Here is a 22,584-nt window from a genome sequence, read left to right as displayed (position 1 = left end):
CAGGGGCGGTATCGAGGCGTAGTTCAGACCGCTGACGTAGGCTCCTCCGGATGGCCCGATAACCCGGTTCCATTGCGTGCAGGCGCTTTGAAACACGATGACTGCAAGCTGATTTTCCGGCCATACGCCAAACCTCGTTTCAGTGTTTTTTGTTTCGCTGGCGGCTTGTTCTATCGCCAGCCCAAAGGCGTTTCCTGCGGCTTGTAGTTCGCTGTTATCGGGTTGGCCGCCTCGCGCCCAGTGGCGGGCGGCCTCGATCAGTTTTTTGTTCGGGCCTCGAACAGTTCCCGGCTGTAGGATTCGAAAAGGTCGATGGCGGCGCGCGGCCAGCGGTCGAGCAGCCGCGTCAGGGCGTCTGCGCTGTAGGGGACGTCTACATTGCGCCAGCCGACGATCAGCCCGGTGACTACCGCCGGGAGCGGTTTTTCACCCGTTTGAGCACGGTAGGCTTCCCATTCGCTGACGCTCATGTGCTTGAATTCTATTTCGATCTTGGCCGGGGCTTTTTCGCCAGGGACGGTGATTCCGACTTCTGCCCAGAAGGTTGGGTTGGGTTCCAGTTTGAACATGGCTGCTTTCTTTACAGGACGACGATGCGCAGCTCGTCGTTACCGGATACGGGGATCATGCGCAGATCCATGCCGATCATTCGGCGGCCGTTGTATTCTGCTTTTTTGGGGCTGGTGCGCTGGACAGAGGGCATGTGCATGATTATTTTGTTTCCGGCAACGCTGCCAAACGAGAAGCCGATGCTTTGCAGTGTGTTGGCGTTGATGTCGGTCATGAAGGTGGTTTCTTGCGCGGCGGTCAGGTCAAGCTCGATGCTGCCGGTGACTTCGCGGTTGACGATGTCGATACTTTCCCCACCGAGCAGCGGGGTGTATTTGACGTCGTTGCCTAACGACAGGCTGAGACCTCGGCTCGGGTAGGCCGTGCCGCCGGTTAGTGCGCCGGTGGCGTAGGTGGCGCCAAGCAGGATGTCGCCGGCGTTGGGGTCGGTGATGACGACCGGGGCTTTCCAGGCGCTCAGGGTCAGGCTGGGGTTTACGCCGGCGGTGATGCCGCCGTCGATGCCGGTGAATTTGTAGCTCATGACCGGCTTTTCGCCAACACCCATCTTGATTTCGCAAGTGCCGCGACAGCCGAGCGCTTTGTGAATTGCGCCGTCGTCGTAGTAGTAAATGCTGAGCGAGGGGAATGCCGTCGATAGCGGGACGTATTCAAAAAATGCACCACTGTCTGTTTCGGCGTAGCCGCAGCCTCGCAGCAGCGGCCCCCAGGCCGGGGCCGTCAGCCCGGCGTCTCCGGACCCTGACAGTTCGACGTCAAAGGAAAGTTCAACGGATCGTGTTCCAGCCAGTTGTTCGCTGCCGCCAATGTAGCCGCGCAGGACGTCGCGCGATACGTTGCTGTAGCTCAGGCTGTAGCTGGCATTGGCAACAAGCAGGGCGTTGGCGGCGCCGGTCGGTACGGAGTCGGTTCCGTAGGTGAGTCCGTAAATATCCCGATTGTTGGGCCTCAAGGAACGGGTAATAAGGCGGTGCAATCCGCTACCCCGGAACCGACAAACGCCGAAGCAATTCCAACTGTAAAGGAATCCTTAACAGTTGGCCAGGCACCGGGCGGTTTCGACTCGGAGGCATGGGACAAGGGGCGTAACGACAAAATAAAAGCATCAAGGGATGCTGGGAATACCCACCTTGACCAAGTGCCTGCATATGTAGAGACAATGCGGGGCAAGGAAATCTATTCTGTTCATGACCCAAAAGAACGCGGAATTATTCGCACGGTAGATAACCGTGGAAATGTTTACGTCAATTGGTCTGACGAATATTCTTCCAAGAAGAATCTGGCAAGCCCGTCTATGGAGGGGAAAAAGCAGGTTTTTCAAACATCGCTCGGAACGACCGACCTCAAAGACTACGTCGTCGGGAAAGGATTTGACCCAGATCGACAGTGGATACCTGAAGCCCTTGCAACGCCGATAAGCAAGGCAGAGAAAGCTATTGACGGAAACAACGCCGTAGCCATTGGCGCAGCTTCAAGAGGATTGAGCGTACCAATCAACAAGGCTGACTCGCAAGAGCAGAAGGCAGAAAACCTTGCCGACGCCGTTGCGCAGATCAAAACGGCTGCTACCGCTACGCCCGACGATACTCCATTGGTAGATAGCCGACTCTCGAAATACGGCGAAAGCCTGATTCCGATGGCCAGCGAGTCCAAGTGGCACGCTAACGGACTGCTGAACAACACGCACGCGGCCACCATTGCGGTAGGCAAAGCGCTTGCTGGCCGACCTATGGGCGAGTCATCCAAAGCGACTGTACGGGCGATACTTGGGTTTGCCGATGGCGGAGTTGTGCCAGGTGATAAGGCAAATGCTTCCTCCGAGTTTGAACGCGGCAAAAACATGATGGGCGAAGGGATTGACGAGCTCATTGCTCTCTTGGGCGGCAAGACGAACATGCTCCCCGAAGAAGAAGCCAAGATCATCCCGGTTATGTCGAAGATATTCCGTGGTGCGGCCATTATGGGCTACGTCAAGTTTGAGGATGCGGCGCGGTTTGTCATCAACACGCTTCGCGGAAAGTCCAAGGAAGTTTCCGACAAACTCAGCATTGACAATCTGCAGGCCGGATACATCAACATCGCCTCAGAGATTGGCGGGAACAAGAAAGAGGCGCTGTCGTTCGATTCGATTGAGCAATTGATGGCGGGAAATGCTGCCACGCCAGCGCCTGCCGCCGGACAGAGCGTCAAGCAGATGCAGGATGAAGAGAAATCGCTTCCTCATTTTTCACCAGAGCGCAGTGCAGTACGAGATAGGCTGAAGGCTGCTGTCACAAGTGAAACCAAGGCAACGCTTGACGCCTACGAGATGCCTGTATTCCGCACACGGGGCGGGATGATCATATCGCTTCACCCATCGTCAAGCAGCCCTGGAATGATCCAGGTCACGCGCTACAACGATACCGGCGCCATTGGCGATTCGCAGTACGCCACCGTTGAACAGGCGATCACTGAGGATCAACTGCACTTCGCTACCCGGCTGACGAATGCAGAAGCAGAAACCGTTCTTGGAAAGATCGCTGAAGCCGAACAGGAGTATCAGGCCAAGCGCAAAGCCTACGAAGATCAACTCCAAGCCAAGAAGGACGCCGAGAAAGCCGCCAACGCTGCGAAGTTTGCAGCGACACAACGGCGCGCACAACGATCAACCCTGACGCCGACACAACGCCGTGATGATCTTATCGGCGCAATCATGCGCGTAACCGGTGGCCGTGGAATTCACCCAAACATGGCCGATACGCTTGTTGGCGACACAGCGAACAACGCCACCAAGTTGCGCGGTCTTTTCACCCGCGATGGACAGCAGGACATGGACGATCTTGCCATGCTTCTGCGGGAACCGAACGAAGGCTACGATGTGGCTGACGGTGAAGCGCTTTCTGCCATGATCCGCGAAGCTGCTGCTGGTGACATGACAACGAGCATGACTCGCCAGGTTCAGGACATGGAGGACGCCAAGGAAAAAGAGCATCGCGCACGAATCCGTGCGCAGGCCAAGAAGTACGGGATCAAGACAGAGTTCGTTGAATTCTCAGAGCTTGAGAAGCGCGTATTCGAGACGCAGACGAAGCGGCATGACGAAGCAGTAAAAATGCTTGATGATCGCTCAAAAGGTCGATACGACGCCGCTCTAGCAAGGGCCGAAGAGCTTAAGATTGATTACGCAATCGTAGAAACCGTTATGATGGACGTTCAAGGACGCGGCCTGCGCGCCATTCCGTTCTGGAACGAAACCACACGCTTGCTGCGCGGTATTATTGCCGATGCCGAGCAGAAGATTTTAGACGACGAACAGAAAGCCGAAAATGACCGAATCAACAACGCCCCCGAAGGTGCCGACCCCTACGCAGAAGAGGGAGGCGACGGACGAGGAAATAGCCCAGTTGGTGGCGGAGCAGTTGCTAATCAACCAAATCCTGAAGCGGCGCCCGGATTTAGCCTCGAACAGCAAACCCTCGCCGAAGTAAATCAGCAGGAAGCAAACCGGGTAGCGGAAGAAGCGGCGAAGGCCAGCGAGGCCGCGAAGGAAGCCGCCGACAAAAGGGCGTCTGAGAAACTATCGCTTGAGGAAGCGATCAAGGCGCGTGCCGCCAACTCGGATAATTTCCAGTTTGGCGAAGGAAGCAAGGAAGCAGCGAAGCCGATGGGCGGCCTGTTCGACCAACCTCCGGTAGCCGCTCCGACACCCAAAGAACGCCTATCGTCAGACCAGTGGCGCGACGAAGGAATGACGCCAGCGCAGATTATGGCGCGCAAGGCGGCAATCGAAGCAAGCGAACTGGCTGGGCAAATTCAGCAGGATGCAGAAGAAGCCGACTTCGACCCGAAGGATTCCGTCATTGCCGCGAAGCAATGGGCGAAGGATGCCGGGATACCCGAAGATGTAATGCTCAGTGCGCTACGGGATGCTGTTGAAAAGCTGCCGAACTTCCGGCGCAAGGCCGGCACTCTCGCGGCGATGAACAAGCCGGATGCCCCCGCACTCTCCCCGCTGCAAGCCAGTATCGCCAAGAACAAGCAGGACAAGATAGATCGTGACGCCAAGGCCGAGGCACTGAAGGCCGAGCGCAAGGCGAAGTTCGAGGCGACGAAGGAGAGGAATCGGGCAGCGAACGACGACTTGCGCGGGTACGCCTACGCTATCGTGAAGAATGGCCAGATACTCACCAGCGGTTCATTCCCTTCGCCACAGAACATGCCGAACGGCGAAGATGCAAAACTGGCCAAGTGGAAGGCGGAAGCAGAACGTCTTGGAGGCGACCTTTATGTCGGCGGCTACCCCGGCGCGACAGGATGGAAGCCGCAAGAAGGTTTGATCTTCGGCATGACGTTTGCTGAACTGAACGCCAATCAGCAGAGGTTGAACGTACCGGCATCGCTGAAAGGAAAGATGCCAGCGGATGCGGTGCTTGCATTTGACGGGCAGAGCAAGCCGGTGCCAGCAGAATCCCCTGCTATCTCAGAAAATCAACAGAATCCTGTTGATAACGCCCCTGCATGGCACACCGTACTGCCAACAGAAGGCTTGCCGATCACCGATGCGCAGAAGAAGCCCGGTGGCTACCAGCAGGTGACGAACGTTCTGGCCAATGACGCCTACAAGGCCATCACGCAAGACCAGAAGATGAGCGGCATGGAGATGTACGCCTACTACCTGCCTGCCGCCAAGGGCCGAAACGGTATTGTGCGCCTTGTTCCCGATGACCAGACGCCGCCGGCACCATGGAAACTTGTTGATGGCCAGGCGCTACGCCCGCACACCACCATGAAAGAGCATCTTGTCGCCAGGCTGAATGGCTGGCTCCAGTCATTGCCGCTCATGGGCGATGAGAAGTATGTTGCGCCGAAGGTTGATACGAACGCGGATACGCCATTCATCAAAGCGCCAGATGGGTCATTCGACTTTGGCGAGATTACGGCTGAGATGGCGGCAGCGATGCGCCGGCAGGCCGGGAAAATAAGGCTTGAAACAGGATGGCATGATCAACGCAGCAATGAGGGATCGGGGCTTGTGCATATCGAAGCCCGTCATGGGAAGCAAATTAAGGATATTGGCTATGCTTCGATAGAACAATTTGTGCATGATTCGCTCGCCAACATCGGGGAGATTTGGAAACCCGGTAAAACGGCACAAATTGTTGCAGTCGTCAGTGGTAATAAAGGACGTGCGATATTTATTGAGTTGCAACCATCGAAAGACGGTGATTATTACACGGTCAATGCGGCATTCCCCGTTAGCGAGAACTACGCCAAGGGTAAGGAGAAAAACGAAAAGTGGGCTGAGATTTGGAGAAGGGAACCCGTTCCCTCTGCTGCCCCCGGCGGACAGCCCGACTTTGCAAGCACGCCTCAAGATGCCGGAGAGACGCCTTCCATGGTTCGCGGCCAAACCTCTGATTTAAGTGTACCCACGAAAGATAAAAAGAGCAACACTGAGACTGCTACTGCCAATCCAGAGCAAGCCGCCACACCAGTCATACCAACGCCTGCCACCGACCCCCGCCATGCCGCCCTGGACAAGCGTATCGACGCGCTCGACCTGGTGGAAGGACTCGCAGCAGCGCAGATGCTGAAGGTGAAGCACAAGCGCGGCGACCTTGACGACATCAAGGCCAAGCTCAAACTTGAGCATCCTGACGACTTGCAGAAGGCGCTGGACAAGATTGATGGTGTGCCACCGGCGCAGGATGTTGAATCGCCGGCAGCTAAACCGCAGGACGTAGTAGCTACGCCACCCAACGCCCCGCTCAATCCCGACCAGGCGGCTATCGACAAGGCGGACAAGGACTTTGAAGACGCGCTTGGCGACCTGGGCGACATCATCGGTAAGCCATTCCGCGCCACCTTCACGCCTGAGCAAGAGCAGAAGATCATCCCGGTACTTACCCGGCTGATGGACGCAGCATTCCGCAAGGGCTACTATAAGTTCAAGGAAGCCGCCCGCTTCGTACTCGATGCGCTGAACGCCAAGTTCGGCAAGGATTTAACCGACCAGATCACGCTCGATCATTTGCAGGGCGCTTATATCGGCATGGCCGGCCGGTACCGGGATCAAGGCGCCGACACCGCAAAAACCGTAGTTTCCGTTGAAGACAAGAAAGAACTGGAGATTGTAAATGGGCCTGACCGGCGTAGCAGCACACATCTGGAACGAGATAGCGGAGACGCAAACCCTGAAAACGGCATGGGGCCGGAAGGCGTTCAGCCTGAGCAACATGCAACTGGCGGAGTTGGAGGACGTGGAGTACAAGGCGCTTCGCCTGAAGTACGAACAGGAAGTGGCGTCGGCCTATCTGGACATGAAGCCGCTGTTGCTGGAACGGATGGCGATCAGTCGATATACACAGGAGCACCCGGAGTATCAGCAGGCTCTGCCGGAAGTCGCGTCAGCGTCGGAAGCGGTAATCTTGGCATCGATGGACCACCTATTGAGCCAGACGCAGCAAGCGCTACTCTTGAAGCTTCTTTTAGCGGATCTGAAATAGCCGACCTGAAGGCTACGCAATCCAAGGCTTCAACAAGCACAGACGCATCAATCGCTGACGCCCTGCCGATCCTGAACAAAGGACAGCAGGAAGACGTGGCCATCGCCGAGGCGCGGTTTGCCAAGGAGGATGGCTATGGGATGTTATTCACCAATGGAACCGGTACCGGCAAGACCTTCACCGGATTGGGAATCGTCAAGCGGTTCTCGAACAACGGAAAAGAGAACATCCTGATTGTCGCGCCGAACGACAAGATCATTGAGGACTGGCAGAAAACCGGCAAACTGTTTGGCCTCGACCTTTCCCGCCTGGATAACACCACGGACGCCGGCAAGGGCATCGTCATCACCACCTATGCCAACATGGGAACCAATGATGCGCTGGCTACCCGCAAGTGGGACTTGGTTGTGCATGACGAGTCGCACTACCTGGCGATGGGCAAGGAAGGCACCAACACCAATGCGCTGAAGACGTTGCGCGCCATCACCATGCACCCGGACGGCGCGATCACGCGCGGCAACATGCTGCATGGCGACCTGATTGCCGAAATGAACATAGCTTCGCAAAACGCGAAGATGGCACGCATGTCGGACGATATGCGCGACTGGCCGATGGGCGAAGTGCATCAGAAGAAGGCCGATGAAGCAGCAAGGAAACTGGAAGCGGCCCGAGCAATCATCAAGCAGGAAATCGCCGACAACCAAGGGGAGAAGCGCCCCCGCGCCCTGATGCTCAGTGCTACCCCGTTCGCCTATGAGAAGGCGATTGACTGGGCCAATGGCTACATCTTCGACTACAACGCCGGCCGCGCCAGTGAAGAAGGGCGATCAAGGGGCTACAACGAAGGCAGCAACAAGGACCAGTTCTTTGTGCAGCATTTCGGTTATCGCATCCGCTACGGGAAACTGACAGCACCAGACGCCAAGGTGGATAGCGGCATCATGCAGCGCCAGTTCAACGCCACGCTGAAGAAGTCGGGCGCACTCTCGGGCCGGATGCTCGACGTGAAGGCCGACTATGACCGCCGTTTCATCCTGGTTGAGTCGGCTATTGGACAGCGGATTGACGAAGCACTGCAGTGGTTCAAGACGAAGCGCAAGGAGCGCATGGCGGTACTGAATCCGTCAGGAAATCCAATCACCTCCATGTCGCTCAAGCCTGACCCGCGCACGGAAGCACTCTATTCTCTGCGCGAAACCATCGGAGAGAAGTTCGATTACCTGTCACGCCGTTACTTGCTGGAGTCGATCAAGGCGCGTGAAGTCATCCCGCATATCCGGGAGCACATTGCCTTGGGCCGAAAGATTGTGGTCTTCCATGACTACAAAAAGGGAGGCGGGTTCAATCCGTTCCTTATCAGCGAGCGAAACGCCAAAGAGCAAGAAGCGACGGACGCGCTGGTGAGCCACGAAGCCTGGAACGAGGTGGTCCGAGAGTTCAACAACGAGTTCAAGGACATCATCAATTCCGATCTGTTCAAACAGACTTCGCCGATTGAAATGTTCCAGGAAGAATTCCCCGGAGTTCTTCTGTTCAATGGCGATGTTCCGACCAAGACCCGGCGCTCCAATGTCGAGAAGTTCCAGGATGACGCCAGCGGACCTCAGATCATTCTTGTGCAGTCAGCCGCAGGCAAGGAAGGTATCAGCCTGCACGACACCACCGGCAAGCACCAGCGCGTGCTGTTCAACCTTGGGCAGCCCACGGCTCCGACGACAGCCATCCAACAGGAAGGCCGCATCTACCGCACCGGCCAGGTAACGGACGCCATCTTCCGCTACATGAACACCGGAACGAATTGGGAGAAGTGGGCATTTGCCACAACCATTGCGACCCGCTCAAGCACCGCCGAGAACTTGGGCATGGGCGAGCAGGCCAGAGCTTTGAAGGATGCCTTCATTACCGGATTCGAGGAATCGGGCGACTACCGGGCAGGAATGGAGAATGAAGGCAAGGGCGGCAAGGAACGCGACAAGGCGGCAAATGATGCGCTGACCGAGTACGACCGCGCCAGAGCCTTCTACTTCGGCCAGCAGAAGAAGACGAGCAAGACCAAAGCGCAGGAAGGCGCGGATTACTTCGCTACGCCTGAGCCTATCGGGCTGAAGATGGTGGAGTTTGCCGACATTCGACCGGGCGAGAATGTGCTTGAGCCGAGCGCAGGACATGGAGCTATTGCGCGATGGGTGCCTGTCACCGCAGAACGTACAGCGATTGAGCCAAGCATGGGGCTACGGCCACGCCTGGCGATGGTATTTGACGGGAAGATTCTCGATCACGACTTTGAATCGCTGCACGTATCGAACAAGTACGACGCCATCGTAATGAATCCGCCGTTTGGTTCGGCTGGACGGACAGCGATCGACCACTTGGCCAAGGCATCCACGCACTTGCGCGACGGTGGCCGGATCGTTGCGCTGATTCCTGCCGGGCCTTCGGCGGATGCCAAGTTTGAGAAGTGGATGTATGGGGAAGAAACGCTGCCAATCAAGCCGATACTTACTTCACCAAAGGCAGGGCCAGTATTCGAGGGCGATATTCTGACGATTGCAGACTCAGAAGGCGAGTGGAAGATGATCGCCGTCAATCTTGACAAGCAAATGTCAAAAACAAACAGCACCAATGTTGACATGGTTCGGGGCCAAAGAATTTTAAGGGACGGAACTGCCATCCCTGTATCTCATGGTCTTTCGGTTTCAACGCTAGGAACAATCGCATCGGTAGAAAAGACAGGGAAGCGCACCGAAACCGTTAAATCCGCGCAGAACATCTACACCGTCGCCGACATTACTCTACCGGCCATCACTTTCGAGCGCGCCGGCACACAGGCAAGAACGCGCATTGTCGTACTGGAGAAGCAGACCGACAACGCCAAAGCACCGTCGCACAACAGCAGCCGCGACTACAGCGACATTACCGACATCAATGAGTTGTTCGACCGCATTGAAAACGTGGTCATGCCCACGCGCCCGAAAGAGGACGCGCCGGAAGTTGTTACCAAGGGCAAGAAAGAGAAGGCGGTTGTCGATACCGAAGCAGCCGGGGCCGCAGCGAAAGCCATGGGCCTTGAGATCATCGAGCACACGACCGCCAAGGGGAAAGTGATTCGTGGCGTTGTGCGCACCGACCTGACGAAAGCCGAAGCCAAGAAGATTGATGAATTCACGTTCGCCAAGAATGGCGGATTCTTCATTCGTGAGAAGCATCTTGCGGCGCCGAATGCCGGAGAGTCGCCGACCCTGAACGACATCAACCCCGAACGCTGGTCAACGCAGCACGCCGAAGCCGCCACTACCCGCGCTATCGACCTTGCCATTGCCCGCGAACAGGGACACCCGGTAACGCCAACGCGCAAGCCGCTTGTTCTGTCGCGCCTGAAGAAGATACTCGACGGGGCATTCTCGGGCGACTACACCGAGGGCCGTGTGGTCAACGAGCTGTCATTCCTCGCGCAATCCCTCATGAACGTCAGCGCAGAGAAGTCGCTGGCACCGATCAATCCACGGACGCGCGGCGCTGACTTCTTCCGCCAGAAGCTGCTGGAAGCGAAGCGCAACGGGGACATGTCCGCGCAAGAGGCCAGCTTTGCCGAGTGGCTGGCGATGAAGAATCCGGCGCTGCTGGATGATCTGGCCATCTCAATCAGGACGGCACCGAGCAACAGTGAAGGTGCCGGGAACTACAACCCGGCCATGCGCATGGTGACGCTGTTCAAGGGGCACGCTTCCGACGGCACGGCGGTGCATGAGGTTCTGCACCACCTTGAACGGATGCTGCCGGAAAACCTGAGCACTCCAATCATGCGCGAGTACCTGAAGCGCATCGCCAGCGAGATGAAGACGGCCACCGGCAAGCGTAAGCAGATGCTTGAGGCGATCATGGCGGCCAACACGGTACCGAGCCAGAAGGCGGTAGAGAAGGCTGTCGCTCTGATGGAAGGCTACGACGACTATCACTTGCTCAATGCCAGCGAGTTCTGGGCGGTGAATGGTGCTCGCATCCTGAAGGCACGGTTCGACGCCAAGGATTCGAGCTTCGCCAAGATCAAGCAGTGGATGCTCGACGTAGTTCAGAAACTGAAATCACTGCTGGGCATGAAGTCGGATGCCTCGCTGATTCGGGCGCTGGATAGCGTGCTGAAGGGTGATGGCAAGTTTGTGGCAGAGGAAATGCTGTCGAACGCGAAGGTATTCAACGATACCGGCAAGGCGCCTGTATTCTTCAGCCAGCTTTCCCGGGCGGTTGAGTCCGCCAAGCAGGGCACCATGCCGGCGATGCAGTGGCGGTTGTGGCTCAACGGCAACGCCGGGAAGATGGGCATCAAGAAGGACGAGATAAATTGGAGCGGGATCAATGATTATCTGGACTTGATGGGCAAGGCCAAAGTATCGAAGGATGAGGTGCTGGCGTATCTGAGCGAGAACGGAACGCAGGTTAAGGATGTGGTGTTGGGCGGCGGTGTTGATGAAAGCACGTACCCTCTATCACTTCCTGATGACTGGAGTTTCGGGGATGCCAGAGACGAAAGCTACGACTCTGGGATTGCGCTTTACGATACAAATGGCGAATTCATAGCCAACGGGGAAACCGAAGCGGACGCTCTTGAGGATGGGCGGTCGTATGTAGTTCGCGCTCTTGTCGAAAACAGCCGAGACGGGGAAACCAAGTTCTCCCAGTACGTCGTCCCCGGCGGCGAGCGGTACCGGGAGTTGCTGATTACGCTTCCTGAACGAAAGCGTAAGTTTTCAACCTTGCAGGTCGGTGGTATATGGAAAATGACCGACGACGGCGTTCCGGGGTTCAAAGATTATCCTACGCAATCTCTTGCGCAAGACGATGCAGACCTTCGCAACTCCGCAGGGATGGTTGACATTAAATCTAGCTTCAGATCATCCCACTTCGACCAGCCAAACATTTTGACGCACCTGAGAATGGACGATCGCACGGATTCCAATGGCGAAAAGGTGCTGTTCCTTCAGGAAATTCAGAGTGATTTCGGCCAGGCGTACAAAAAACAGAAGGATGCGATCGGCAAAGCTGTTGATGCTGGCTTTTTGAGTATCGTAGAGCGCATGAAGAAAGACGGCGTGCTTGAGGTGAATTGTGATTGATCCTCGCCTAACGGTTACTCAGACAGGGGTTTGAATGAATACTCAATCGGTGCATCTTGAAAATACAAGACGCGATGCGGGATATTCCGCACGGAAGCAAGATTTACAAGACCTGAAAAGGTCTGAGTGTCTTCTGGCAAAGACAGCAGCCATGTGGTTTCGGAGATGCGTTTCTGATCTCCGATTTTTGGCGCAATGCTGGCTACATCGAAAACGAATGCAGGCCACTGACCTTGTGATAATCCTGATGACTTCGTTGGTTTCTCAACTACGACGAGTGCGTATCTCACTTTTTAACCTATGAAAAGAAAAAGTAGACGAATTATGGTTGTGAATTCACTTTGTTTTGGCAAACGCCAGCAATGCGCGAATCCGTTGAGCGGCAATATGGCGCATATTTTCTTCAGGATTTTCGGTGATGTACTCAACAAAATTCGATTCATAGGAAAACCCGGCGCCGTGCTTTTGGTGTCCGCTGTGGTATTGCTCACAAGCAGTCTTGAATGCAACGCGGGAAACTTCGGGTACGAAGTGCGAAAAGATGGAAATAGCCGCTTTGTGTTTTGCCTCGTAAGCGACGGACAAGAACTTGTCAAGCCATTGGATTTTCTGATTGGACTCAAGAATGTCCAGTTCTTCAGCGAATGCCGCTCGAAACTCCGTTGCTGCGGAAGCGATACGAGCGACAGCCTCCCGGCGATTAGCGAGTACGTGCATAAGGATGGCGGCACCGAAAGCGCCAATGACAGTTATTCCAGAGGCGATGATTGGTATTGGTACGCCAGCATTCCATTCAACCTTTTCCTGATCCTGATCGTTGCTGGCGCTTTTAACGGAAGCAGTAACGGCGGCGTTGTTAGTAGTCATGTGAGTAGTCCTAAGAAATACGATGTTAACAGGTGGACGCAACAAGGGTATTAAACGATTTTAAGCATTCCGCCACTGCGGCTACTAGAACAACAATGGAGATTACCTGATGGCCTGCCGATACACGTACCAAGGGAAGACCTACGAAGCGCACGAATTTGATGATGTGCTTCGCGCCATGCCGCCGTCAGTCGCATCGAAGTACATGAGCGGGGTTGAATCGATCCCCAGTGCGCCGATGATTGGCGACACGAAAGCCTGGGTAGCGTTGGGGTTGAAAAAGGCAGTGATGTATGCGGTACAGAACGGCATCAGCAGAGTGGCCTGGGCGAACGGGGAGCAGAACGCGGCGCATTACGATTTGGCGAAGCAGGTTGACGCGATCAAAGCTACGCGCCAAGGGGATCAATTCACCATTGCGATGAAACGCAAGGGACAGCGGTACAGTTTCGACCATAACGAAATGTGGAAAGGAAAAACTGACGAACTTCCTGGTGTTGTTGGAAAGGAACTTGCGGAGAAGGTGGCCGAAATTCCAGACCAAAGTACCCGCGAATTTTCCGGCCTCGACCTCAAGGTGGGGGGCGAAGGAATGGAAAAGTTCTACAACGAAATAGTTCCGCAAGTGGCCAATGATGTCCTAAAAAAACTTGGCGGCGGAAAAGTTGAGACGATCAAAATTGGAGGGGTTAATAAGCAGATACTTGATGAAATATCGCAACAACAATACGAATCTGAGTTCGATGATATTAGCGATAGAGCACAAAATCAGGTTCGATATTTAGCTGAAGAAAAGTCAAAAAAAGATCAATTATTGCAGATGGGCTTCACCATCACCCCGGATATGCTGGCCAAGGTCAGCGATGGGGTTCCGATGTTCTCGCGGCCAAGAAACGGCAGGTTTGAAAAAACTGGATTCCGTGCTGAAATAGACACCCGCCCATCACCAGAGGTAGTACGCGATGTCGAATTCCTCAGAGCAAGACTTGAAGCAACTGGCCGATCTTCCGGGATTCCTACAGTATCCGCGACCTTCGCCCCGGCGCAGGTGCCTGACGCCGCTCGTGGCATGGTGTCAGTCGTTAAGCGAATGTTCAACGTCGACGTCAGATTCGTGCGAACAGAAGGACTCGACCCAAGACTCGACTTCAACGGAATCTACGTCGGAAAGAACGTCATCTACGTAGACGGAAGTTCGACCGATCCCTTTTCTCAAGTCATCGGTCACGAGTTTTTGCACTACCTGAAGCATGCAGCGCCAGAGCTTTACCAGCAGTTTGTCGACGAGATACCGCGCCTTGTCCATATAGGCAAGATGAATGCAGCATCATCGACGGAAGCTGACGCATACATTGATACCGTAAAGGATGCCGCAGAGAGGCGAGAGCTTGGCTATGAAGAAGTTCGCGCTGACTTCTTTGGCGACTCATGGTCTGATCCGAAGTTCTGGGAGGCGCTGGCTGCCGCGAACCCGAGCGTTGCAAAGAAGGCGCTGAATGCGCTTCGTCTTTTCATTGCGCGCATAAAGGCCATGCTGGCCGGCGAGAAATCAACCCCGTTGCGCGAATCGCTCTACCGAGATTTTAACGCGGTGCGCGACCTGGTACTGGATGCTAGCCAGAAGTTTGCCGAAGGCGGATATGCGCCATACACAGGGCTTGCCACAACGCGATTCATGGCCGCAACCAAGGATTCGTCAAAGAAACTACTCGCCCCCAACGGTAAGCCTTCAAACCTCACCGAACGGCAGCATGCGCATGTACGGACTGCTGAATTCAAGGCATGGTTCGGCGACTGGGAAAAGCACGCCAACGCGGAGAATCCTGTTGCTTCGCTGTGGGGCGACGATACCGTTTCCAAAGTTGTCGACGAAAACGGCGAACCACTTGTTGTCTATCACGGAAGCGAGAAAGGCGGCTTCACCGTCATGCGCCCCGACAAGGGCGACAAGCACCGCAGCGACATGACTTTTGCCGCGGCAACGCGAGATACGGCACGGACGTACTCAGGCTATGGGCAGGAAATAACGCTGCAATCCAGCGGCTATTCTCAGCGGGAGCTTGAGGATTTAGGCTACTCGTTTGACGAGATGGAAGACGGGGTATTCGAACTGTACAACCCGGACGGCGACCGTCTTGGCGAAGGGATGACAGAACGTGAGGCGGTAGATGAAGCGTCTCGATGGGAAGGTGAGTTCACGACGCAAACAGAATCCGGCATCTACTCCCTATTCCTGAACATCCGCAACCCGAACGAATCCAGCTTTGAAGGGGCGAACTGGGACGGGCAACAAGGTTCAGATCGTTACTCGGTTTATGACGAGAACGATGAAATTCAATACGACGCGGACGGGGTAGGCGTTGTTTCTGAAGAAGATGCAAATACGTTCGCCAACTGGTTGTCTGAAGAAGGAAAGACCTACGAGGTGCGTCCGGCAGAAGATCGTTACGAAACCACCAACACCGTAGGCGAAGATGCCAAGACGAACGGGCAGGACGGCGCGATCATCCGCCAAGTCGTTGACGATGGCGGTAAGAGCGGCGTAGCCGATGCCGAAGCCGACGATGTTTTCATCTTCTTCAAGAGCAATCAGGCCAAGAGCGCAACGCAGAACACCGGGGCGTACTCGAAGTCGAATGACGATCTACGGTTCAACCAGGCCAACTCGGGCCGCATCACCCCCGCCGACAAAGCCATTTACGGCATGGCCAGCGAAGGCAAGAACGCGGTTGAAATCCTGAAGTTCATCGCGGCCACCTCGCGCAACCCGTTCTACAAGCAAGTCGCCAAGCTGCTACTGAAAACAGGAATCAACCCGACGGTCACGGTAGGCGACTCGAAGGGCTGGAAATTCAACGCCGGCGAAGGCAAGTATGCTGCAGCGTACAACCCGACGACGGACACCGTTGCGCTGTTCAGGCCGGCGGCCAGCGAGCGCAATATGTTGCATGAGCTGATGCACGCGGCCTCGATCAATGCGCTTGGCAAGAACGGACTGGCGGCGATGCAGATGAAGGCGCTGTATGCCTTCGTGAAGAAGTCAGGCAAGCTCCATGGCATGTACGGCATGGCCGATGTTGATGAATTCATGTCCGAGGCGTTCAGCAATCCGAAGTTCCAGGCGGCACTGAAGAAAGTCATGGCGCCGAACCAAGGCGGTGGCGTCAAGACCGGATGGGACTGGTTTGTTCGCACCGTGCGCAACATTCTCGGGCTTCCGGTCGATAGCCATGATGCGCTATCCAAGGCACTGGAGATTGGTGTCTGGGTGATGCGCGAGAATGTTTCGCTGAAAAACTCAGAGAGTGGGCTAAAGTACAACCATGGACTACCCGAAAGAACCCCTGCTAACCGCACTCTCGACGGGGCCGAACTATCGGCCTTACGCCGTTCTGCGGCTGATCTCGAACGTACCGAAAAAGGCATCTTCCTCAGAGTCGAAGCCGATGGACGTGCCATCGCTACCGGGCCAAAAGGCACGCGGATACCAGAAACTTTCCGCCGTTTCGCCAACGATAACGGGTTAGCGTTTTTCGCCGAACGGAGAATACCGAAGGCGCCTGCAGCAAATGAGCGCGCCATGGCGAGCAATGTACCGGGCGATGTAACGACAAATTCGCAACCGATGCCCATTGCCTACCGTGAAAGCGGCGCGCATTACTTTGGCGAAGACAAAGGCGAGGCGCTTGATCGGACGGATCGGACGCGGTTCAACGTCATCGACGACGCCTGGCAGGCAAGCAAGGCCAAGTACTCCAGCCTCATCAATCCCGACTCGATCAACACGCTGATCTACAATTTTCAGAACAAGTTCATCGACCTCGACAACAAGATTGAGCAGATCAAAGCTGACGGCGGCACTGTCTCCGACCTGAACGATGCCGCGCTGGGCGAAACGCTGTTCCACGGCAAGGTGATGGTGAAAACGTCCGACTTCCTTAAGGATGAAATCAAGCCGCTGCTGAAGCAACTGAAAACAGCCAATATCAAGATGGAGGACTTGGAGCAGTTCCTGCACGCGCGCCATGCGCCGGAAGCCAACAAGGTTCTTGCAGGACGTAATCCGAATCAGCAGATGATCGACGCTGGCAGAGCGAAGGCCGATGCCGACCTGAAAGCCCTGCAGGTGCAACTGCAACATGCGAAGGCGCAAGGATCATCCGTGGTCGCACTGGAAGCATCCGTCAAGCAAGCCACCGCAGAGCGCGCGCAGTGGCACGGCGCGCAAGCCTTCAAGGGGACTGAGGACGAACGCAACTCACTTTCCGGCATGACCGATGCGGCGGCGGCGCAAGTCATGGCCGGCCTGCCCGGTCTGAAGCGCACGATCATGAACAACCTGGCGGCCAAGGTCGATGCGATCCAGGCCAAGACGCTGGACGAGCTGCAAAAGTATGGCCTGATGGATAGGGCTTCGCTGGACGCCTGGCGCACCACCTACCGGCATTACATCCCGTTGCACCGTGACGAGGCGCACCCGGACAGCATGAGCCATCCTATCGGGCAGGGTTTCAGCGTGAAGGGCGATGCATCGAAGAAGCGCACAGGATCAAACTCGGAAGTGACCAACATACTCGGGCACATCGCCATGCAGCGCGAGACGGCGATCACCCGAGGCGAAAAGAACAGCGTAGCGAAACGCCTCTACATATTGGCAGCGCAGAATCCCGATGCCGACTTCTGGAGCGTGGATAAGCTGCCGATGCTCAAGACGATTGACCCGCGTACCGGGTTCGTTCATTCGCAGATTGACCCGACCTACAAGAACAAGCCGAACGTGCTCATGCTGCGCATTGCCGGCAAGGACGCGGCCATCGTCTTCACTGAACAGAACCCGGAAGCGGTACGCCTCGCAGGAGCATTGAAGAACCTCGACGGGCAGGACTTGGATATTGTCGAACGCACCATCGGCAAGGCGACACGCTGGTTCAGCGCGATCAACACGCAATACAACCCCATCTTCGGCATCATCAATCTGATGCGTGATGCGCAGGCCGGGGTATTGAACTTGACCAGCACGGAGATAGGCGACAAGAAAGCGGCGGTAGCGAAAAATATCCCGGCATCACTCCGGGCGATCTGGCGCGCAGAGCAATGGCAATCAGTCAAAGACCCGGCGATGACCGCCTTGTGGGAGGAATTCAAGGCCATTGGCGGACAGACCGGATACCGCGACGTGTATTCCAACCCGGAGGACAGGGTTGATGCGCTGAAGAAAGAACTTGGCGCCCTCGACCGAGGCAAGGTGAGTGAGAAACTTCACGCCGTTGCAGACTGGTTGAGCAACTACAACACGGCGATGGAGAACGCAGTACGCCTCTCGACCTACAAGGCCGGCATCGACAGCGGAATGACCAAGGAACGGGCCGCAAGTCTTGCCAAGAACATCACGGTTAATTTCAATCGCAAGGGCGCCAAGGCGGCAAAGCTCGGCGCGTTCTACGCATTCTTCAACGCTTCTGTGCAAGGCACGACACGACTGGCGCAAACGATGAAGGGGCCAGCCGGCAAGAAGATACTCATCGGCGGCATTGGACTTGGCGTATTGCAGCAGGTTCTCGGCGCCATGTTCATGGGCGGCGATGATGACGACGAATGGGACAAGATACCGCAGTTCATCAAAGAGCGATCTATGGTATTCCCGATCAGCCATGACCAGTATGTAGCCATCCCCATGCCGCTTGGTTTCAACGTCCTGCCGAATATTGGCCGGTTGTTCACCGAGTGGGCCATGGGCGGTAATGACAAACCGACCGGCAAGCAACTTGGCAAGCTGATGAACGTGGTCATCGGATCGTTCAACCCGATTGGCGGAACGGATGTGGTTGATGCAGTTTCACCGACCGTGGCCGATCCAGTGATTTCGTTACTGCGTAACAAGGCCTGGACAGGCAAGCCGATTTACCGCGAGGACATGGCCAGTCTGAACCCGACACCGGGATTCACCCGCAGCAAGGATTCAGCGACGCCTTGGGCGAAGGGTTCCAGCTACGTCATCAACCTGGCCACCGGCGGAACCGACTACCAACACGGCGCATGGAGCCCGACACCGGACCAGATCGACTACGTCATTGGGCAACTGACTGGCGGGACCGGGCGCGAGATTGGAAAGTTGTCGCAAGTTGTCTCTGCACCATTCACCGGCGACGAATTGCCGGCGTACAAGATTCCGCTGGTGGGGCGGCTGTACGGGACGACCGAGGGGCCGTCTGGACAGTCGGAGAAGTTCTACGCGAACATCAAGGAACTTAACGGCATCGAACGAGAGGTGAAGGGCCGTGCCAAGAATAATGGCGACTTGGCCGGCTACCGGGCAGAGGAACCGCGCGTCAGCCTGATCGCTTACGGTAATTTCGCCGAGAAGCAGGTGCAGAAGTTGCGCGAGCAGCGCCGGATGATGACCAAGGCCGGGAACCTCGACGGGGCGAAGGCGAAGGACGATCAGATCGCCATGGTGATGAAGGGGGTAAATACGAAGATGGCGGCGGCGATGCAGTAGAATAATCCGCATGCGGTTTCCCAAATACCGCATGCGGAATCAAGAATTTCTGTGGATAAGCGCAGAATCACTCACAAAATTACTCAAATAAAAAATAATCCACCCCATTCCTCGGGGTTCGATTCCGGTTCCGGGCACCAAAATTTCTTCACTCGCCCCGGCGCCAGCGCCTTTTCGTTCTGTTGCCGTGCGGCCTCGCAGGCCTTGTTCGCGTCCATAAGCAATTCGATCATGTGCTTGTTCCAGGCTTGACCGTTGGTCTCCAGGAGGAAGACAAGTTCGCGTAGCAGGTGGGCACCCCAAGAGTATTTGCTTCGGGGCACGTTGCACAGGGCGTGCACGCAATCGAGTTGCCAATAGGGTTTCCAGCAGTCATTCACCAGGACGGCAAGGCTACCTGGCAACAATGGTCACACGCTAGCACCAATGGTCAAAAACACATCGTTTGTCGAAGAGCCTTTTTGGGAGTCGACCTGAGAAAGACGAAAGAAGGAGAAGAAGAAGATGGCAATTGAATCCTTGGTTGCTTTGGGTCTTGCTACTGCTTTACTTGTCGGGTTTGCTTGGTATGCATCCAAGCAAAGATAACAAACCAAAAATAGCTAATTTCAAGATGCCGACAGGTAGAGCTTTCCGATCGTCTGCATCGGCAGCACTAAGCGAAGCGATTCTGGCAATCTAATAAAACCGTGAGCCTCGTAGAATCCGGCAGCCTGCTCGTCGATGGCGTCCACGATGAGCATTGACGATCCTACTGAACCGGCGCTGGCATACGCTCTGCGCACCGCATCGGCGAGAAGCAGCGCGCCAAGCCCGGCATTTTGCTGCTCACCCGCGATTGCCAGTCGCCCGAGCATCGTGGCACTGACCAAGGGATAGCGCGGAATGTGCTTACGCACAACAACGGGCACCTCGCCTTGAGGAAGCGCCGTAGCGCACAGCGTGTAGTAGCCAAGTATGCTGTTCGGTTGATGCGGGTCAATCACAACGAACACCCCATTGGCTTTGCGCCGCTGGTCCTGACTGGCCTGTATCTTTAAATACCGATCCAGGCTTTCAACCCCACAGCTAAAGCCGGCGCGATCATGATCGCCTCCGAGCGGTTCAATTTTCAACTCGGGCGAACTTGTCGAAGTCACTTACCGTCCGATCCGTCGTTGATGCTCGGCCATCGCTTTGACGAGTCGCTGGTGCGGCTCGGGTGGGCTTTCCAATGCATCGAAGAACGCTTCACGGTCACCTTCCGATAGCGCCAGCGTCTCATGCTCGGCAATTGACCGCTTTGCCGCATCAGTGAGTGCTACGAGGCAAAAGTCAGTTACCTTGCGGTGTTCAAGATAGGCGGCACGTTCGATCAGCCGCTTGGTTTCCTCGCTCATGCGAAAACCGAGTCTTTCTTGGCGAGCGGAAGGGTTTCGTTCGGTTGTCGTTGCAGTATTGGGCATCACAAATCCTTTAAACGTCAAAGTGCTACACAATGTACGTCAGATTGACGACTAGTGCAAGATGGTTTCAGTTTTTTGGATGACTCAATCTTTAGCCATTCGATATTTCCGGAAAGCAGCCACCTGAACGGCTGCTACATTCAGAAACCCGCCAGAAATGCCGACGCGAACAGCACGAGGCCGAAGCAACTATGCGAACAATAAAAATTGTATTGAAGACAATTCAATGTCTTACAAAATTTAGTGTTCGCAGGATTGCTTCGATTGACGGCAGGGAAGGCTATCGCCGCTAGGCCGCTCATATTCCAAGTTGCGGATCGATTGCTCAGCAAAGCCAGACAAACCACATCAAAATCCAAGAAATACGCATTAACTTCAAATGTTTTGTGGCCGCAACCAGCCAATCCGCGGAAAAAATTGGTCATCAGTGTTTGCCGGGGTGTTCAGCCGTGATCGGTGCCAGTACGCTAGAGGTGGCCGCATGAAGTTCTGCCCGGACCCCAACCACTGGAGCAAGCCCAGCCTGTTTAAGCCGGGTGCTGAGAAAATCACCGGCATGTTGGGCATGACCGTGCATTACCCGTCGCTGCCAGCGTATGAAACCGCCGTTCTGTCTTCGGTCGATATCAAAACCATATTGATGCGCTGCGAACTGCGTGATGCACAAGGCCATGTGGTCGCTGAAGGGGTTGGCGTTGGGGAGAACTAAAAGACGCTCCATTGAGGAGATCTCCTATAGTGTGCAGTGCCGTATCCGGTTGCAAAATTATGGGCGGCACTGCGTTTCAAAAAGCCGAAAGGTTTCGGCGCGGTTGAGCGGTTGCGAGAAGGGGCGACACCTTTTTTATTGTCTTGGCATCGGAAGGGATCGCCCTGCAACTGGCAACAGTCGCTCGGATACGGTGTTACTTTGAGATTAGTGTTTTACCCAGAGCGCCTCCCTGTTGGACGGTGGTCGCGATCTACCGTAAGCGAAGGTCACGGTGTTATCGATACGGACGCTGCGACAACTGGGAGCCAGCGGTGGAAGCGCATAGTCAAGTAGAAGGCGATGGGGGTACCCTTGTGCAGATCGCCCTTCTCAAACAACTGACGAGCGTACTTCACCACCTGAATCGGGGCGGTGCCAAGTTGACTGGGTTGCACTTCAATGTTCGCCGAGTGCAGTTGGTATGCGGTTCGTATATCTTCGAAATACAGAGGCTCGGTTTTACTGCCCTCAGAAACGATCAGAATGCGAGCGTAACTCGCGCGACGAGCCTCCTTTAGTTCGCGCCGAGCTAGTTGCCGGGCCTTGGGCTGGCTGTCGCGCCCCATTAGTGCTGCACTCCCAGTGCTTTATTCTGCAGGAAAGGTAAAGCTCCGTAGCGACCCTGCAAGTAGCCACGCTCAAGTGCTTCATTCTTTCGGGGGCTGAAGTCGATCAGTGGATAAAGCGATGAGCTTTGATCCGGCTTCTTCTCGATAAACCAGATCTGGTCGCGCCGGAACAGGCCGTAAGCGTCGAGTAGTGAAGTGTCGTGCGTGGTGAACACCAACTGTGCACCTCCGGTACGAGGCCATTGCGGTATCGCTGTTCTTCTTGGCGGCGCGCAGATTGTCGAAAT

General features: G+C 55.6%; 12 protein-coding genes. 3 read left to right on the top strand and 9 right to left on the bottom strand.

The features are described from left to right. The 3 genes from ACOYNV_RS17840 to ACOYNV_RS17830 all read right to left on the bottom strand — a co-directional run. A partial coding sequence (locus ACOYNV_RS17840) for a DUF1799 domain-containing protein (protein WP_422901152.1) occupies positions 1 to 174 on the bottom strand: 174 nt, incomplete at its 3' end. Between the two features lie 83 nt (positions 175 to 257). Then, positions 258 to 569, bottom strand: coding sequence for a phage tail assembly chaperone (locus ACOYNV_RS17835; protein WP_422901151.1), 312 nt, complete (start codon positions 567 to 569; stop codon positions 258 to 260). Positions 570 to 580: 11 nt separating this feature from the next. Further along, the gene (locus tag ACOYNV_RS17830; RefSeq protein ID WP_422901150.1) at positions 581 to 1,546 is read right to left on the bottom strand and encodes a phage tail tube protein; all 966 of its coding nucleotides are present in this window, start codon (positions 1,544 to 1,546) and stop codon (positions 581 to 583) included. Positions 1,547 to 1,864: 318 nt separating this feature from the next. On the opposite strand from ACOYNV_RS17830, the gene ACOYNV_RS17825 reads away from it, so the two are divergent. Continuing rightward, a complete protein-coding gene (locus ACOYNV_RS17825; RefSeq protein WP_422901149.1) occupies positions 1,865 to 12,166 on the top strand; it encodes a DEAD/DEAH box helicase family protein in 10,302 nt (3,433 codons plus the stop codon). A gap of 336 nt (positions 12,167 to 12,502) precedes the next feature. On the opposite strand, the gene ACOYNV_RS17820 is transcribed toward ACOYNV_RS17825, so the two are convergent. Next, on the bottom strand, positions 12,503 to 13,033 hold the full coding sequence (locus ACOYNV_RS17820) for a hypothetical protein (RefSeq protein ID WP_422901148.1): 531 nt from the start codon (positions 13,031 to 13,033) through the stop codon (positions 12,503 to 12,505). A 109-nt stretch (positions 13,034 to 13,142) separates the two neighbouring features. Here ACOYNV_RS17820 and ACOYNV_RS17815 point away from each other — a divergent pair, with 109 nt between their 5' ends. Beyond that, positions 13,143 to 19,532 carry an LPD38 domain-containing protein gene (locus tag ACOYNV_RS17815; RefSeq protein ID WP_422901147.1) on the top strand — a complete coding sequence of 2,130 codons (6,390 nt, stop codon included), beginning with the start codon at positions 13,143 to 13,145 and terminating at the stop codon, positions 19,530 to 19,532. Between the two features lie 83 nt (positions 19,533 to 19,615). Here the strand turns inward: ACOYNV_RS17815 and ACOYNV_RS17810 are convergent, their stop codons facing one another. The 3 genes from ACOYNV_RS17810 to ACOYNV_RS17800 all read right to left on the bottom strand — a co-directional run bounded on the left by ACOYNV_RS17810 (position 19,616) and on the right by ACOYNV_RS17800 (position 20,977). Then, a complete protein-coding gene (locus ACOYNV_RS17810) occupies positions 19,616 to 19,912 on the bottom strand; it encodes a hypothetical protein (protein WP_422901146.1) in 297 nt (98 codons plus the stop codon). 228 nt (positions 19,913 to 20,140) lie between these two features. Next, entirely contained in the window at positions 20,141 to 20,671 is a 531-nt protein-coding gene (locus ACOYNV_RS17805; RefSeq protein WP_422901145.1) for a GNAT family N-acetyltransferase, read from the bottom strand. Further along, positions 20,672 to 20,977 carry a DUF1778 domain-containing protein gene (locus ACOYNV_RS17800; RefSeq protein WP_422901144.1) on the bottom strand — a complete coding sequence of 102 codons (306 nt, stop codon included), beginning with the start codon at positions 20,975 to 20,977 and terminating at the stop codon, positions 20,672 to 20,674. 481 nt (positions 20,978 to 21,458) lie between these two features. Here ACOYNV_RS17800 and ACOYNV_RS17795 point away from each other — a divergent pair, with 481 nt between their 5' ends. Further along, entirely contained in the window at positions 21,459 to 21,686 is a 228-nt protein-coding gene (locus ACOYNV_RS17795) for a hypothetical protein (RefSeq protein ID WP_422901143.1), read from the top strand. A 269-nt stretch (positions 21,687 to 21,955) separates the two neighbouring features. Here ACOYNV_RS17795 and ACOYNV_RS17790 read toward each other — a convergent pair whose 3' ends face one another. Both ACOYNV_RS17790 and ACOYNV_RS17785 read right to left on the bottom strand, forming a co-directional pair. Continuing rightward, positions 21,956 to 22,294, bottom strand: a complete 339-nt coding sequence (locus ACOYNV_RS17790; RefSeq protein WP_422901142.1) for an RloB family protein — start codon at positions 22,292 to 22,294, stop codon at positions 21,956 to 21,958. Then, positions 22,294 to 22,584, bottom strand: a 291-nt coding sequence (locus ACOYNV_RS17785) for an AAA family ATPase (protein WP_422901141.1), incomplete at its 5' end; no start/stop codon positions are given. The genes ACOYNV_RS17790 and ACOYNV_RS17785, both read right to left, overlap by 1 nt.

The organism is Propionivibrio sp., from assembly GCF_049316945.1.
GTDB lineage: Bacteria > Pseudomonadota > Gammaproteobacteria > Burkholderiales > Rhodocyclaceae > Propionivibrio.
This window is presented reverse-complemented; position numbering and strand designations above follow the sequence as displayed.